General features: G+C 41.4%; 12 protein-coding genes. 7 read left to right on the plus strand and 5 right to left on the minus strand.

All coding sequences use genetic code 11. The annotated features are described in order from the left end of the window. Positions 1–119 precede the first annotated feature (119 nt). Positions 120–2,153, minus strand: coding sequence for a hypothetical protein (locus ABFY09_RS11400; protein WP_347984445.1), 2,034 nt, complete (start codon positions 2,151–2,153; stop codon positions 120–122). Between the two features lie 328 nt (positions 2,154–2,481). Between ABFY09_RS11400 and ABFY09_RS11405 the strand changes: the two genes are divergently transcribed. Continuing rightward, positions 2,482–2,778 (plus strand): hypothetical protein, encoded by a 297-nt coding sequence (locus tag ABFY09_RS11405; RefSeq protein ID WP_347984446.1) that lies wholly within the window; start codon positions 2,482–2,484, stop codon positions 2,776–2,778. A gap of 3 nt (positions 2,779–2,781) precedes the next feature. Here ABFY09_RS11405 and ABFY09_RS11410 read toward each other — a convergent pair whose 3' ends face one another. Continuing rightward, positions 2,782–4,299, minus strand: a complete 1,518-nt coding sequence (locus ABFY09_RS11410) for a Ppx/GppA phosphatase family protein (RefSeq protein WP_347984447.1) — start codon at positions 4,297–4,299, stop codon at positions 2,782–2,784. A 508-nt stretch (positions 4,300–4,807) separates the two neighbouring features. Here ABFY09_RS11410 and rho point away from each other — a divergent pair. Together rho and ABFY09_RS11420 are read left to right on the plus strand one after the other, a co-directional pair. Next, a complete protein-coding gene (gene rho, locus ABFY09_RS11415; RefSeq protein ID WP_347984448.1) occupies positions 4,808–6,073 on the plus strand; it encodes a transcription termination factor Rho in 1,266 nt (421 codons plus the stop codon). 126 nt (positions 6,074–6,199) lie between these two features. Then, a complete protein-coding gene (locus ABFY09_RS11420; RefSeq protein ID WP_347984449.1) occupies positions 6,200–6,928 on the plus strand; it encodes an NAD(P)H-flavin reductase in 729 nt (242 codons plus the stop codon). A 75-nt stretch (positions 6,929–7,003) separates the two neighbouring features. Here ABFY09_RS11420 and ABFY09_RS11425 read toward each other — a convergent pair whose 3' ends face one another. Then, positions 7,004–7,276 carry a hypothetical protein gene (locus ABFY09_RS11425; protein ID WP_347984450.1) on the minus strand — a complete coding sequence of 91 codons (273 nt, stop codon included), beginning with the start codon at positions 7,274–7,276 and terminating at the stop codon, positions 7,004–7,006. 95 nt (positions 7,277–7,371) lie between these two features. Continuing rightward, the gene (gene mqo / locus ABFY09_RS11430; protein WP_347984451.1) at positions 7,372–8,850 is read right to left on the minus strand and encodes a malate dehydrogenase (quinone); all 1,479 of its coding nucleotides are present in this window, start codon (positions 8,848–8,850) and stop codon (positions 7,372–7,374) included. 431 nt (positions 8,851–9,281) lie between these two features. On the opposite strand from mqo, the gene ABFY09_RS11435 reads away from it, so the two are divergent. Beyond that, the gene (locus tag ABFY09_RS11435) at positions 9,282–9,683 is read left to right on the plus strand and encodes a CBS domain-containing protein (protein ID WP_347984452.1); all 402 of its coding nucleotides are present in this window, start codon (positions 9,282–9,284) and stop codon (positions 9,681–9,683) included. A gap of 2 nt (positions 9,684–9,685) precedes the next feature. Here the strand turns inward: ABFY09_RS11435 and hslO are convergent, their stop codons facing one another. After that, a complete protein-coding gene (gene hslO, locus ABFY09_RS11440) occupies positions 9,686–10,561 on the minus strand; it encodes an Hsp33 family molecular chaperone HslO (protein ID WP_347984453.1) in 876 nt (291 codons plus the stop codon). 224 nt (positions 10,562–10,785) lie between these two features. Between hslO and ABFY09_RS11445 the strand changes: the two genes are divergently transcribed. From ABFY09_RS11445 to ppk1, 3 genes are all read left to right on the plus strand, one after another. Beyond that, on the plus strand, positions 10,786–12,714 hold the full coding sequence (locus tag ABFY09_RS11445; protein ID WP_347984454.1) for an ATP-binding cassette domain-containing protein: 1,929 nt from the start codon (positions 10,786–10,788) through the stop codon (positions 12,712–12,714). A gap of 135 nt (positions 12,715–12,849) precedes the next feature. Next, a complete protein-coding gene (gene hemB / locus ABFY09_RS11450; RefSeq protein WP_347984455.1) occupies positions 12,850–13,842 on the plus strand; it encodes a porphobilinogen synthase in 993 nt (330 codons plus the stop codon). Between the two features lie 179 nt (positions 13,843–14,021). Then, positions 14,022–16,262 carry a polyphosphate kinase 1 gene (ppk1, locus tag ABFY09_RS11455; protein ID WP_347984456.1) on the plus strand — a complete coding sequence of 747 codons (2,241 nt, stop codon included), beginning with the start codon at positions 14,022–14,024 and terminating at the stop codon, positions 16,260–16,262. The last annotated feature ends 475 nt before the right edge of the window (positions 16,263–16,737 follow it).

The following is a 16,737-nucleotide window of genomic DNA, read 5'->3' on the forward strand; positions in this document are numbered from 1 at the left end:
GCAGTGCTTCAAGCATTCAATTGTTAGGCCAATTCTTGTAACAGCCACGTAATAAAAAAGGCGACCTCAGATGAGATCGCCTTTTTTAAGCAAGATTAATCAATATTTAACGAGTTCTATTAAGCGTTAAGAGTAAGAACACTCGTTTTACTGATTCGATGACGATAAATCTCGCGAAGATACTTAATGGCATTCTTCACGTTATTTACGTCTAAACGAATATCATTAATAGACACGAAGCTTTGAGGACTCTCGATAAGCTCACGGTACTTCTTCTCGTACATAGGCTTAATCGCATACCAGTTCGTATCAAGGATCTTAGCTGGGTTTTCATAAGCCGTGAAATATTTATCCACTAAAGCATCATCAAATTCATCATCTTGAATCATGCTGATAATGGCTTGGTCTATTTCATTTGTATAACGGAACTCATCACGCGCAAAACACCGCTTCATGTAAGCGACCATCAAGGTCAAAAAATCATCACTTAAACATGGACTTTTTGCAATCAAAGTGGTCAATGATAAATTTGCCGATGCACCAATAACAAGCGCGTAACGCTTCAATGTGGTGTTTGGACATAAACGGTTCAAATGCATTTTCAGGCGATTCAGCGCCGTGAATGACAATTTGTAATCTCGTGGTAGAGAGATAATAGACACAATAGATGAACAGTTTTTAAAGAAGTGCAGATGATTTAACGTGCTCGCATCAAAACCGCTCTTTCTATATACCTTAATCGCATCGCGATATTTCTCTGACTCGACGGGCAACACACTAACCCCTTCAATTGCGGAGGTTTCAGCATTAAAATGTGGCAATTCGATCGAACGACAGAACAAATCATCAATATCAACATTGTCTTGGCGAACACCATCATTTACCACACTTTCGGCGTAAGCAACCGCAACAGGACCCGCTAAACTCATAAACAAGTCATTGGCATCCAAACGAATGGTTTCAGAAATATCAATACCAGCTCGACGAAAGTAATCTTCATCATAATCTGTTGTTACCGCTTGAGCGGTCAAAATATTAAAGATCTGCTGAGAAATATACTGGTTCGCGTATTTCTCCATTGTATTCACATCGATACTTTCAACATCACCACCGTCTTCCTCTTCTGCATAACGCATAATATCGTTAGATATCAACATCATGGAGTTCCAAGGGCGGATACGTTCCATAACATCTTCAGGTAATTCGTCGTTATCTCGCTCTTCGTTATAAGAGAAGTTCCACTCTTCGGATATGTACTTGGTCAATAAACGACCAGCATTGATATGAAGCGCTTCTGAAATCTCAACATTCTTCCCAGAGATGTTCGGTAAAATACAAATACCAGAGGTAAAAATAGGTTCAAACACAAAGCTGTGTCGCTTATCAGCCAAACGGCTTTGGCTTTGATCTGAGCGGTAGTCGAAGGTTTTACTCAAATAAGAGAACTGTTGAGCCAAACCAAACTCAGACGCCATACCAGAACCTGTACCACCGCCCGCACTAAAGATGTAAAAGTAAAGTCGAGATTGATTAGCTTTGATACCACAAGAATCAACAAGGTAGGAATGCAGCTGCTTCCACTCTTCATTAATAAAGGTCGTTGCGTCTTTATTCAGGATAATCTTAGCCAAATATTGACCTAAGATTGGTGCGTTACCTGCACCACCAGCATGAACTTCGGACAAGTCCATAATCTGTAATTTTTTATATTCTTTTAAGAACTGTGCACGGCCTTCATCATTAGAGAAACGAATACGGCCTTCGATGTCTTTATCTAAGTCACCCAATAAGACAATTGGCTCAATGAGGAAAACTGGCTTGAATCCATCCTTATCTTCCATTGGTAAATGCTTTCTGATCCATCGCATCGGACGGAACTCTTGTTCGCCATCCAATATGTCTTGGCTCTCAATCTCACGCATGTAGCTTGCTCTTGCTTCGTATACCAAAGAAGCAACATCTAACGCAATATTAGACCCACAACGCCCTAAGCCAATCAGGCAAACTGACGGAAAAACCTGCTCATTTACACCATCTTCCTCCACTAACTGCGGATGAATCTTATTACGAACAACATCAAGATTTTCTAAAATCTGTTCCAGATTCGTTTCAGTAAAATAAAGATGTTCTATTGGGAGTTTTTCTTGGCTCATGCGGTATCCTTTTTGAAGCAAATTACTTACAACAGATAATTTGGACTGTTTACCCAACAACCTCAAGCAGATATGCAATCTGTAAGATATGCGGTTGTTTAGTCATATTCTTATAAACAATATCATCCTTGTATAGCAATGACACTAATATGCTTAATGAGAATTTAAAATAAATCCAAGTTTTTCAAAAATGGCGAAAGATACAAAGAACCAGAAAACTACGCCTTCTTTTCCGATCATCTAAAAAGAGTTGAAATATTCAAAAAATAGACTACATTTATATGACTATAATCAGGTAAATCAGACAACTATTATAACGGTGGCTGTTTTGTCGATCTCTTCAATATCAAACAACTCATTATATATGCCTTCTCTTTCAATGCAGGCAGACAAAGACACGCACTCAAACCCTCGAGAGGCATCTGGCTTTGTGCAAATTTCAGATCAAGCTAAGCACATGCTTGCCAACCAAAACCAAGCAGGCCTGCTAGAAAAGACAGAAGAAGAAAAAGAAGGGAAAGAGACGGTACAAATTACATCAAGCATTGGTCGTCTCTCTCGAATATCCGGACTGCAGCGTGAAGAGGTCGCAGATCTATATCGCTCTATCGATAGCTTAAGCTAAAGACTAGCTAAACGTCAGCGTATACCCAACAACAGCTAATGCTTCGGCTTCCCGTTGTAAGTTTGCCAATGTTAGCGGTCGCCCATCTAGCCATTCAGGCAAAAACTCAGCATGCAAGCTCTTACCATCTGCCTTTAAAGTGAAAATTGGCATATCGCCCTCTTTCCTATCATCATGCAGCAATATCGACAATCTCAGAAGAATAGATAAACCATCTAAGTCCTGTTGATCACTTTTTGTAAATCGATAATCCAATGATTGAGTAAATTTACGTCGATGGCGCAGAATCAAATTGGCCAGAGCTTGCTGCTCCTGCTGAGAGAAGCCTGGCATATCAGACTCTTTAATAATATAAGCACCATGTTTATGGTATCGGCTATGAGAAATCCCAGCGCCCACTTCATGCAACAAGCCTGCCCAACGGAGCAAGTCTTCACTGGAAATACTGTTTAGATTCCAATTATCTTTCACTTGCGCAAGCGCAGACAAAGCCGTGTGCGTAACCAATTTGGCCTGCTCCGTATCAATATGATACTGATTCAACATGTAGTTTACTGTACGCTCACGAATGTCCGTTTCAGCATATCGTCCCATGATGTCATATAAGACACCTTCACGAAGTGCACCGTTTGAAAAGTCCATTTGTTTAATAGAGAAGCATTCAAAAACGGCCGTTAAAATCGCAATACCTGCTGCAAAGGTATTTTTCCGTTCAGGTTTAAGCCCTATTAGGTCAATATTATCTGCATGACCTGCGGCGAATAGCGCCTTTTGGATTTGCTTTAGTGTTTTAGGGGTAACTCCTTTTTTGCCCCAGTTATTTTCTTTAATAATATTAAACGCAGCTTTAGCCGTACCAGATGAACCAATCGCCACATCCCATGACTCATCAAGATAATCATCTTGGATACTTAATAATTCTAATCGTGCGGCAGTCACTGCTTTTTGAAAATTCGCTTTATTAATTACGCCATCATCAAAGAAGCGCTTTTTAAAACTCACACACCCCATATGAAGACTTTCAGTGAGAATAGGCTCAAGCTGCTGTCCTATAATAAACTCCGTACTGCCTCCACCTATATCAACCACTAATCTTTTTGCATCGCCATGATCCATGGTTCTAGAAACACCGACATAAATCAATCGGGCTTCTTCCCTGCCCGCAATGATCTCAACTGGGTGGCTCATGATATCCATAGCCTTACCAATAAAGTCATATCGATTCTTTGCGACTCGTAATGCGTTGGTTCCTACAATTCGAACCGATCCTGCCGGCATGTCTGCAATCACTTGAGCAAATTGCGCTAGGCAATCTAAACCTCTTTGTTGCGATTCATCATCCAAGTGACTGTCCACCAACCCTGCAGCAAGCTGAACCTTTTCACCGAACTCACCAGTGATACGCAGTTGCCCGTGCGTTACTTGAGCTGTAACCATGTGGAAACTGTTTGACCCAAGGTCAATAGCTGCGATTTTTTCAAATGGAAAATCATGAGATTGTTGCAAAAAGAGAGATTGCATTGACGTCGCCTTATGTCTCAGAAATCATAGTAAACACAAAGTATATCAGTTGAAGAGACACTTCATGATTAACAAAGTATCAAAAACAAGCCGTGTTAGATGAATTTTTTATAAATCTAAACCTAGTTTTGTGAAAATCAAGCACTATGGAACTATTTAATAGATAAAAAACCTGAACTTGATCAAAAAATTAACAAAAAAGTGGTTTTTTCCTGAATTTGACTATAGACCTCACCTTTAAGTCGAACTATAGTACTGACTGTTGGAATAGGAATGTAGAAATATATCTTTCTTATTTTAACTCCAATCAAATTGTTTCGCGCTGTATTGGCTTACCCGAATCGGGTCTTTCAAACAGGGGCAAAAACTAAATATTATTGCTCCGTGTTTTTTCGTGCCGAGTAGCTGATACATTGTTAAATACTTCCAGACATAGATTATGGTTGCTTATTAAGTAACATTGATTCCGTCATTTTTCCTCAGATGAGCTAATACAAAAAACCCATTTATGAACCTTACCGACTTAAAACAGAAATCAGTACACGAACTTTTAGAAATTGCATCAGAAATGGGCCTAGACAACATGGCTCGTTCTCGTAAACAAGATGTTATTTTCTCGATCCTAAAGCGTCACGCTAAAGGCGGAGAAGACATTTACGGTGACGGTATTCTAGAAATTCTACAAGACGGCTTCGGCTTTTTACGTTCACCTGACTGCTCTTACCTAGCAGGACCAGATGATATTTATGTCTCGCCAAGCCAAATCCGACGTTTTAACCTTCGTACTGGCGACACAATCGCAGGGAAGATTCGTCCACCTAAAGATGGCGAACGTTATTTTGCATTATTAAAAGTAAATGAAATTAACTTTGATAAGCCAGAAAGCGTTCGCAACAAGATTCTTTTTGAAAACTTAACACCTCTGTTTCCAGATGATCGCTTATTAATGGAAGCAGGTAACGGCTCTACTGAAGACGTTACATCTCGTATCATCGACCTTGTTGCCCCAATGGGTAAAGGTCAGCGTGCCTTGGTTGTTTCTCCGCCTAAAGCGGGTAAAACCTTCATGCTACAAAACATCGCAAATGCCATCACGCGCAACAGCCCTGATTGCCATCTGATCGTTCTACTTATTGATGAGCGCCCAGAGGAAGTAACAGAAATGTCTCGCACAGTGCGCGGTGAAGTATTGGCGTCTACCTTTGACGAGCCACCAGCGCGCCACGTACAAGTTGCTGAAATGGTAATTGAAAAAGCCAAACGCCTTGTCGAACATAAACGTGATGTTGTGATTCTTCTTGATTCCATCACTCGTCTAGCTCGTGCTTACAACACAGTCATTCCTTCCTCTGGTAAAGTATTGACTGGTGGTGTGGACGCAAACGCATTGGAACGTCCAAAACGTTTCTTTGGTGCCGCTCGTAATATCGAAGAAGGCGGTAGTTTGACTATCATCGCAACAGCGCTTGTTGATACTGGTTCAAAAATGGACGAAGTTATCTTTGAGGAATTCAAAGGTACAGGTAACTCAGAGCTTCACCTTGATCGTAAAATTGCTGAGAAGCGTACTTTCCCTGCGATTAACATTCGTCGATCTGGCACACGCCGTGAAGACTTATTAACGTCTGAAGACGAATTACAACGCATGTGGATTCTTCGTAAACTATTGAATCCTATGGAAGATGTTGCCGCAACAGAATTCCTAATCGATCGACTAAAAGTAACTCAAACAAACGATGAATTCTTTGAGTCTATGAAAGGCAAAAACAAATAAGCTTGCCTAGTGTGCAAGACAAACAAGCCACTTGATTAAAGTGGCTTTTTTTTACCTACATTAACAGATTATTATCACCAGTCAGCGCCTCTACCTTTGTAGACATGACTTGTATCGGAGCTTTATATGGAAGACCTCACCGCAAAGGTAAACACTGTTGAGTTAATTAACAAAGATGTATATCAAGTTACTTTGCAGGTAAACGACCTCTCTTTTATTGCAGGTCAATACTTAATGATTGCCTTACCAACAGGAGAACAAGTTCCTTACTCGATTGGAAGCGCTCCTCATGAGCTACCCAACCTTACCTTATACATTCTTGTTTCGGGCCCTGAGTCATTAGCTCATAAAGTGGTAGAACATATTAAATCAAATGAGGCAATCACAATTAAGGCTCCAGGTGGCGACTGCCATTTAGAAAATGGCGTTTTACATTCTGCACCAGAGCACATTTTATTGATTGCTGGCGGTACAGGATTTGCGCAAATAAAAAGCCTTTATAGTTCATTGGTTGAGCAAAAATTTTCTGGGAAAGTTTCCTTCTATTGGGGATTAAGAAGCGCTGAAGATATCTTTGCACAAGCTTGGTTAGCAGAAGCTAAAGAAGGTGCATCTTTCTCTGTGGATATTATCGTCAATGAAAGCAATGACACATGGCAGGGAAGAACAGGTTGGCTGTATGAAGCTGTTTTAGAAGACCACTCCAATTTGAGCAATTCTGCTGCCTTCATCTGCGGTTCTGTCGGAATGGTTTACGGCACATTAGACCAACTTGAGCTGAAAGGATTAACACAAGAACGCTGCTTCTCTGATGTTTTTGCTTACGCACCACGTCCAGCTAAGCCAAGTCTGTAGCCCTTTATTTAGCGCAAAAAAGAGAGACCTTACTAAAGACCTCTCTTTTTTTATTGATATCTTGCTGCTGCTTTTTTATTCTGCTTGTTCGCAGACTGCATCCCACAATGCAATAATTTGCTCTTGATCCGCTTCCACAACACCTTCTGCAATAAGCGTTTCTTTTAACACATCAGTGAAGGCAACATCAAACGCACTCTTCCCTTCACCTTCTGTACTACTATGAAGCCCCAACAAACCTAAAAGATAAGCACAATAAAATAGCTGATCTCCTTCTTCTGCTTGATGCTCCATTTCACGTAATGTATCACATAGCTGATCTGCACGATCTGCAAACGTTGTTGTCATATTTAATCTCTTTTCTCTTAACCACTTAGTAGAAGCGCTATAAAAAAGCTGGGACAGACCCAGCTTTTCAGCATCTTATTTTTATCGATGAAAAATTAAGGCTTTAGGTTCAATGTTGTCAGTGTACGTTCACGGATAGACAGCAATAAATCCGTACTTTCCACCAATGACTCACCATATGAAGGCACCATTTCCTTCATTTTTTCTTGCCATTCTGGTGTCGCAATACGATCTTTAAAGCAGCGCTCCATAATACCTATCATTGTATTGACTGTTGTAGATGCACCAGGAGACGCGCCCAACAATGCTGCTAAAGAACCATCTTCTGTCGTGATCGCCTCAGTACCAAATTCTAACTTACCACCACCTTCAGCATTTTTCTTAATGATTTGAACTCGCTGACCAGCGTAAGCAAGTTTCCAATCTTTATCCTGTGCATCAGGAAAAAACTGACGTAAAGAATTACAACGATCTTTATGAGACTGTCTCACTTCACTGATCAAGTAACGAGTCAGATCCATATTGTTCTTACCGACACTCAGCATGGGTTTAATATTGTCGAACTGGATACTTTTCGGTAAATCTAAGAAGGACCCTGTTTTCAAAAATTTTGTCGTGAAGCCTGCAAATGGGCCGAACAAGATCGCTCTTTTACCATCAATGATACGAGTATCTAAATGAGGAACAGACATAGGTGGCGCGCCAATCGGTGCCGCGCCATACACTTTGGCAAAATGCTGATCGACCAATTCTGGGTTTTCACAAACCAACCATTGACCACTTACAGGGAAGCCACCAAATCCTTTCCCTTCTTTCACTTCTGCTTTTTGTAGCAACGGCAATGCGCCGCCGCCAGCACCTAAGAAGACAAATTTTGCATCTATAACAGATCGAGTACCATTCTGCTCAATTGTCACATCCCAACGACCATCCACTTTTTTCTTCAAAGCTTTTACTTCTGTGTTCAAGCTTAAGTCAAAGCTTTCTACACTTTCTAAATGCTTCACCATATTACGAGCAATCGCGCCAAAATTCACATCAGAACCATGTTCAATACGAGTCGCAGCAAGCGGCTCATCACCGCTACGATTATTCATAATGAGAGGCATCCATTCGCTCATCGTTTCACGGTCTTCCGTGTACTGCATTTCTTTAAAAGCAGGATGAGCGCTCATTGCTTCATAGCGAGCCTTCAACATTTTGACGTTATTTTCGCCCCATACGAAACTCTGGTGAGGAACACGACGTATAAATTCTTGAGAAGATGGCATTAGACCTTGTTCAACAAGGTATGACCAGAATTGAAGGCTTACTTCAAAAGCAGCATTAATATTCACTGCCTTGTCGATATTAATTGAGCCGTCTTTGTTGGAGGAGGTATAGTTCAGCTCGCAATAAGCAGCATGCCCTGTACCAGCATTATTCCAGCCATCAGTACTTTCTTTCGCTACACCGTCTAAACGCTCAACCATCATCATGGTCATATTAGGATCTAGTTGCTTTAGGAGCATTCCTAGGGTCGAGCTCATAGCACCGCCCCCGACTAGTAAAACATCTACAGAATTTGAGGTCATAGGATTTCGCCGTGTCTTAGCCAATAGTGAATTTCAGAGTGATTAGAAAGGAGGCTTTTGGCCAGCAATCAATACACAATTAAGGTAATTGCATTACTTTCTCGTCTTTTCTCAGAACGCGGTTTTATTGCATTTAAACACTGTCTATTCAAAGACAGATAACCCATAAAAGGTCTTATACAGATATACAACTGATTATACGGATTTTATGTATAATGTCTTGGATGCTAAAAGCAAAAATGTAGATATATTCGAAGCTTAAAAAACAAATTAAGCGACATTTGATGATCTTGTCATCACAATAATGCATTTTAACAACATTAACAAAAACCATGTTTCGATTTTGCTAATGTATTAAAATTATAATATTGAATATAAATATACTAAATCTCCACTTTACAGTGATAGAAATCAAACTCAGGGGATAGGCAATGAAAGCACAAGATATTATGACTCACAATGTCATCAGTGTGGATATGGATGATCGTCTTCCTGACATAAAAAAGATCATGGAAACGCATGACTTTCATCATCTGCCAGTCACCGACAATGGAAAGCTTGTCGGCATTATCTCAGATCGAGACCTTTTACGGCTAATAAGCCCTTTTATCAACAAGGTATCAGAACAAGCGAGAGACACAGACACCCTGAATCGAGCGGCTCATCAGGTCATGACTCGCCAACCTATTGCTGTAAAAGCGGAAACATCGATAGAAGAAATTCTCACTTGGTTTAAGCAACTAGACATATCTTGCCTACCTGTCATCGATGAAGATGAACAGGTCATTGGCATGATATCTTGGCGTGACTTGATCAAGCACGCTACCTTCTAAAATTAGTGGGTTTTCGCCTGATCGCCAAGCGAGTCCTCTAAATCGGCAGCCGTGAATTCATACTTCTCGGCGCAGAACTGGCAGTCAGCTTTGATACTGCCTTGTTCGATTAATATTTCTCGCACTTCTTCTTGCCCAAGAGACATCACAGCATCCATAGTTCGTTGACGAGAACAAGAACAACCAAACTGCATTGATTTAGTATCGTACAAACGCACCTCTTCTTCATGATACAAACGGTGCAATAACACTTCCGTTTCAAGCCCTAATAGCTCTTCCTCTTTTACTGTTGAAGCCAAATGAGCAAATCGCTCCCATGCGTCTTCATCGCCTTCTTTTGCTTGCTCACTCGGTAAGCGTTGCAAAAATAAACCGCCGCACTGAGCACCATTTGCTGCCAACCAAACTCGGCTCGGCAATTGTTCAGATTGAGTAAAATACTCTTCCAGACATTCAGATAAAGTGCCCCCTACAACCTCTACAATACCTTGATAACGTTGCCCATTTCTCGGCTTAATCGTGATAGCCAAATAACCGCCAGCTAATATTTCTTTTAAGGAAATCACCTCTGGAACTTCTTGACTGTCATCCCACTGCGCAATGCCTCGGAGATTCTGATGTTCATCACATTCCGTCATCAGAGTTGAGAGAAAACCATGACCTTTCGCTTGAATAGATAAAACACCATCAATCTTGATAATATCTCTTAACAAGGCAATCGCAGCGACAAACTCACCCAGCAGCTTTTCCAACGGCAATGGATACTCTTTACGCTTAATAATGTCTTGGTAGGCACTGTTTAAAAAGACACGCTCACCACGAACATTTGTGCCATCGAACGAAAAACGTTGGATTTCATTTATTGATACATTACTCACAAAATACACCTTACTCAGCCCAAACGTCCTGAGTTAAAAATTCCTATTAATATTTCCGCCATTTTACCTCTGTGATAACGAATCATCCACTTTAAAGCGTGGATAAACTGGGAATATGCAGACTTACTATTTCGTTTACACGAACGGCACTCTAAAATGTTCTCCATGATATTTAAGCGTCTATTTTTACTTCTCATAGTCGAGATAAGAGATTTCTAGTTTTTATGATCCAGTTTATTGAAGTTAGCTTACAGCGTGGCACTCAGTTTTTACTTGAAGACGCAGATCTCACGATATTCGAAGGCCAAAAAGTCGGTCTAATTGGCGCAAATGGCGCAGGGAAATCCTCATTATTTGCCATGATAAAAGGCGAATTACATGCCGACACAGGCGAGATTATTCTCCCAGGTAACCGCCGCATTGCTTTTATGGCGCAAGAGGTAGAAGAAACACAGCGCAGTGCCTTGGATTATTGTCTAGACGGAGACGATAGATTACGACTCATTGAACGCAACATTGCAAAGGCCCAAGAAAATGGTGACGACCACGCTCATGCAACTTGGTTAGGCGAATATGAAACAGCACACGGTTACACAGCTCAATCCAGAGCTGAAACGCTGCTTCAAGGTTTGGGCTTTAAAATGTCGGATATGCAGAAGCCCGTTTCGGACTTTTCTGGTGGTTGGCGTATTCGTCTAAATCTGGCTAAAGCGTTAATGTGCCCTTCTGATGTTCTCTTACTTGATGAGCCAACTAACCACTTGGATTTAGACGCTGTCATGTGGTTAGAAAACTGGTTAAGACAATACCCAGGAACGCTACTTTTAATATCTCATGACAGAGATTTCCTTGATGGAATCTGTAGCCACATTGTTCATGTTTATCAAAAACGCCTGACACTTTATAAAGGCAACTACTCAGACTACGAACGCCAACGTGCAGAGCACCTTGCTCAGCAACAAGCTAATCATGAGAAGCAATTAGAAAAGCGTGCACACTTACAGCAATACGTTGCTCGTTTTCGCTACAAAGCAGATAAAGCAAAACAGGCTCAAAGCCGTTTGCGCATGCTAGAAAAAATGGAAATCATCGGGCCGGCACACATAGATTCGCAGTTTCAATTCTCTATTCCCGTTGCAGAGAAAACCTCACAACAGCTCATCGATCTATCTCAAGCTGACTTGGGCTACATATCTGAGACAAATGAAGCCTTAGTACAACTAGGACAAACTAACTTCACTTTACGAGATGGACAACGCATTGGCTTACTCGGTCCTAACGGAGCAGGTAAATCAACACTAATAAAGTCCATTGTTGGCGAAATCAAAATATTATCCGGCGAGCGTGTAACCGGAGAAAACCTGAAGATAGGTTATTTCTCTCAACATCAGCTCAGCGCGCTAGATTTAGAAGCCTCGCCTTTGCTCCATATTCAACGCTTGTCACCAAAAGTCTTAGAAAGTGATATTCGTCGTTATCTAGGCGGCTTTGGATTTATTGGAGATGACGCACTGCGACCTGTAAAAGGCTTTTCTGGCGGTGAAAAAGCGCGCTTAGCGTTATCACTGATTTCATGGACAAAACCCAACTTATTAGTACTCGACGAACCGACCAACCATTTAGACTTGGATATGCGTCAGGCCTTGACCGAAGCCTTACAGGAATTCCCTGGCGCTATTTTATTGGTTTCCCATGACCGTCACCTTTTAAACAGTACCGTCGATGAATTCTATCTGGTCGCTGACAACCAGATTCAAGCATTTGATGGCGACCTACCAGCTTATCACGCGTGGTTACAGGCTCGACAAGCCAGCGAGACCCAAGCGGAAAAAAGTGAACAAAACGTTGGCAAAGTCGAAAAAACAGACCGCAAAGAAGAGCGTCGTAAAGCAGCCGAAATGCGAGAAAAGCTACGCCCTTTGCGCAAGCAAATTGAGAAGTTTGAAAAAGCCGTTCAAACGGCACAAGAACATCTCGATAACATTTCAGATGCCATGTCAGATTCCTCACTTTATGAAGCAGAGCAAAGGGATAAATTACAAGCTTTGCTAAGCGACGAAGCCAAGTGGAAAAGAGCGTTAGCAGAAAGTGAGGAAGCTTGGTTTGAAGTCCAAGAAGAATTAGAAGAAGCGGAATCAGAACTGGGTATGTAATAAGTGTCGAGAAAAACCAAGTAATTAAGAAAACACGTAAACATTGCTTTAACACCAAGCATTTGAACCCGTACTGACTTAATATTGTCATAATACTAAAGTAGATTTACAAACAGCGAAAAGGAGAGATATTGGATGACGTTTCCATATACTCGTATGCGCCGCATGCGTAAGAATGATTTTTCTCGTCGACTCATGCGTGAACACCACTTAACTGCAGATGATTTAATTTATCCGATGTTTGTTATTGAAGGAACAAACGTGCGCGAAGCTGTGCCATCCATGCCAAACATTGATCGTGTCTCTATCGATTTACTTCTAGAAGAAGCAAAAGAATTGGTCGAGCTAGGCATCCCAACCGTTGCTTTGTTCCCTGTTATTAATAATGATAAAAAATCCTTACTCGCTGAAGAATCTTATAACCCAGACGGACTGGTTCAACGTGCCGTTAAGGCTTTAAAAGCAGCGTTTCCTGAGCTTGGTGTATTAACAGATGTGGCGCTTGACCCTTATACAATACACGGTCAAGACGGCATCATCGACGATACAGGTTATGTATTAAATGACGTCACAGTCGACACACTTGTTAAACAAGCACTGTCTCATGCACAAGCTGGAGCAGATGTAGTGGCGCCATCCGATATGATGGATGGTCGAATTGGTGAAATCCGCGATGAATTAGAAGCGGAAGGCTTTATTAATACATTAATCATGGCGTACGCGGCGAAATACGCTTCGGCTTATTACGGCCCATTCCGTGACGCAATTGGTTCAAGCAGTAACTTAGGTAAAGGCAATAAATTCACCTATCAAATCGACCCAGCGAATTCTAATGAAGCCATTCGTGAAGTTATGCTAGATTTAGAAGAAGGTGCCGACATGGTCATGGTAAAACCTGGCATGCCTTACCTAGATATTGTCCACAGAGTAAAAACAGAATTAGAAGTGCCAACCTTTGCTTACCAAGTGAGCGGTGAATATGCCATGCACATGGCAGCGTTTGAGAAAGGTTGGCTTGATAAAGATACGGTAATGATGGAATCGCTCCTAGCATTTAAACGTGCTGGTGCGGATGGCATCCTAACCTATTTTGCAAAGGACGCAGCACGCCTACTAAAAAAACAATGATTCCATAACTTTCAACCACTTTGTTAGCTTTACTAAATAACAAGGCAGAAAGTTTGGGAGTGATATGTTTTCAGGTTGTGTAAGTCAATGTCGTTAGTGAATGGTTACTGATCTTTGCCGATATTCAATGCAAAGACACCAAATATATAAAAGACGGTATTTAGGAGTTAATAAAACCCATGTCTGAACAACCTGAAGTTAAAAACATAGAACCTAACATTGCTCTAGTACCGGATTTAGCAATCGATGCTGTGATAGAAACCGTAGCAGAAGAACTTGTGCTAGAACCTATTCCTGAACAACCACAAGATTCAAGCAAAGTCGCAATTGAGCAACGCCTACCAGAAGAAATTGACTTAGCGGACCCTGAACTCTACTTCAACAGAGAGCTCAGCCACCTTCAGTTTAATGCTCGCGTACTTGAGCAGGCGATGGATGAAAACCACCCAATTCTAAACCGTCTCATGTTCTTATGTATTTTCAGCTCGAATATGGATGAGTTCTTTGAGATTCGAGTAGCGGGTTTAAAAAGTCAGGTAGAATACAGCCGTGAAGAAAACGGCCCTGATGGCATGCACCCGAAACAGGTTCTAAAGCTAATTAGTGAACGAGCACATAAATTGGTTCGCCGCCAATATAAAATCCTAAATGACATCATTTTTCCAAAGCTAGCAGAAGAAAATATTCGCTTTGTTCGTCGTACTTTATGGACAGAGAAAGAGGCGGCATGGGTAAAAAGTTATTTTAATGACAATGTTTTACCTGTTATTAGCCCGATTGGCTTGGATCCAACGCACCCATTCCCACGCCTTGCAAACAAAACCTTCAACTTCGTCGTGGAACTTGAAGGTCGTGATGCATTTGGTCGGGAAAACGGATTAGCCATTGTACCTGCACCAAGCTCTTTGCCACGCTTGGTCAAATTGCCAGATGATGTTTGTGAAAGCGGCGATAACTTAGTTTTCTTGTCTTCTATCATTCACGCTCATGCAGATCAGCTTTTCCCTGGAATGACTGTAAGAGGCTGTTTCCAATTCCGCCTAACACGTAACGCGGATTTAGAAGTCGACTCAGACGATATCGGTGTCGACTTAGCTGGCGCTTTACGTACAGAGCTACAAAGTCGCCATTATGGTAGCTCTGTAAGACTTGAAATAGCAGAAAATTGCCCTCTGTACATTGTTGACTCTTTACTCAAACAATTTGATTTGGAACAGGCTGATCTATACCGCATTGATGGTCCGGTAAACTTAAGCCGTCTAATGGCTGTCATTGACCTGGTTGATCGTAGCGATCTCATGTATTCCCCTTTCTCACCAGGTTTGCCTAGAAAACTATCAAACTCTGCCACAATTTTTGAAGCAATTAGACAGCGCGACTATTTATTAATGCACCCATTTGAAAGCTTCGCTCCTGTTATCGACCTATTAAGTGAAGCAGCAAAAGACCCTAACGTCGTTGCTATTCGCCAAACCCTTTATCGCACTGGTGCTCGCTCACCTATTGCCAATGCATTAGTGGAAGCTGCTCGTAACGGTAAAGAAGTCACTGTTGTTATCGAACTTAGGGCGCGCTTTGACGAAGCAGAAAACTTAGCGTTAGCGAGCCGATTACAGGACGCAGGCGCAATTGTTGTATACGGTGTAGTACGCCATAAAACTCACGCAAAAATGATCATCATTGTTCGCAGGGAAGGCTCCGAACTTAACCGTTACGTACACTTAGGTACAGGTAACTACCATGCCGGAAACGCTCGTCTTTATACAGATTACAGCTTCTTAACATGCGATAAAGAAATTGGAGATGATGTTCATCGCGTCTTCCAACAACTAACAGGAATGAGTAAAGCGCTAAAAATAAAAAAGCTCCTGCATGCCCCATTCACATTACGCGATCGCTTGTTAGAAATGGTTAATAGAGAGGCTAAAAATGCTCTTAATGGCGAGCCCGCTCGCATCATTATTAAAGTCAACTCGCTGACTGAAAAGCGATTAGTACAAGCTCTATATAAAGCTTCTCAAGCAGGTGTAAAGATTGACCTAATTGTACGAGGCATATGTACTCTGCGCCCTGGTGTGAAAGGCGTATCATCTAATATTCGTGTGCGCAGCATCATTGGCCGCTTCCTTGAACATACTCGCGTTTACTACTTCTACAACAACCGTGACCCGCAAGTTTATTTATCAAGCGCAGACGGCATGGAGAGAAACTTAAACAACCGTGTGGAAGTGGCTTTTCCGATCCAAGACTTTAAACTGGCTCGACGAGTTAAAAGAGAGCTTGAAGCCTACTTATCGGACAATACGCAAAGCTGGTTATTACAAAGTGATGGCTCATATCAGTTATCTAAACCACGGAAAGACCAATACAGAAGCGCTCAACGCTTCCTATTAAGTGAGCTGGCTAACAGCATCCGTTAGTCAAATGGATAAACACCTAAGTTATTTACAATCAATAACCTAAATAGAGCTTCACTTATCATATAATCCCCAATGGAATTACCTATTGGGGATTTTTTTATTTTCAGCAAAACCAAAACTCTTAGCCTGCGCAAATGAGATGTTTGGGCAAGAGTTTAATCAGATCTGTTGAATACTACTGAAAGAGAAATTAGATTGAATTCTGACGTCTATACGTCAGAATATATAAGAAAGGTAATTGTGGTTTTTTTAATTTCCGCAGACGCGTTTCGCTCGCAAAACAAGCCCAAGTAAATGAACAGCAAGACACTCTCTACCAGACCTTCTCATTTCCAAATAGGCCTAAACGAAAAAGCCCGCTCTGCGTTAGCAGAACGGGTTTCTCTTAATTATAAGCTTAACGACTTACTTCTCTTACATGCGTATCTGCAATAAAAAGCCCCACACAGCATTGGCTATGTGGGGCTCTCGTGTA

It is taken from the genome of Marinomonas sp. 5E14-1 (genome assembly GCF_039939215.1).
Classification (GTDB): Bacteria; Pseudomonadota; Gammaproteobacteria; order Pseudomonadales; family Marinomonadaceae; genus Marinomonas.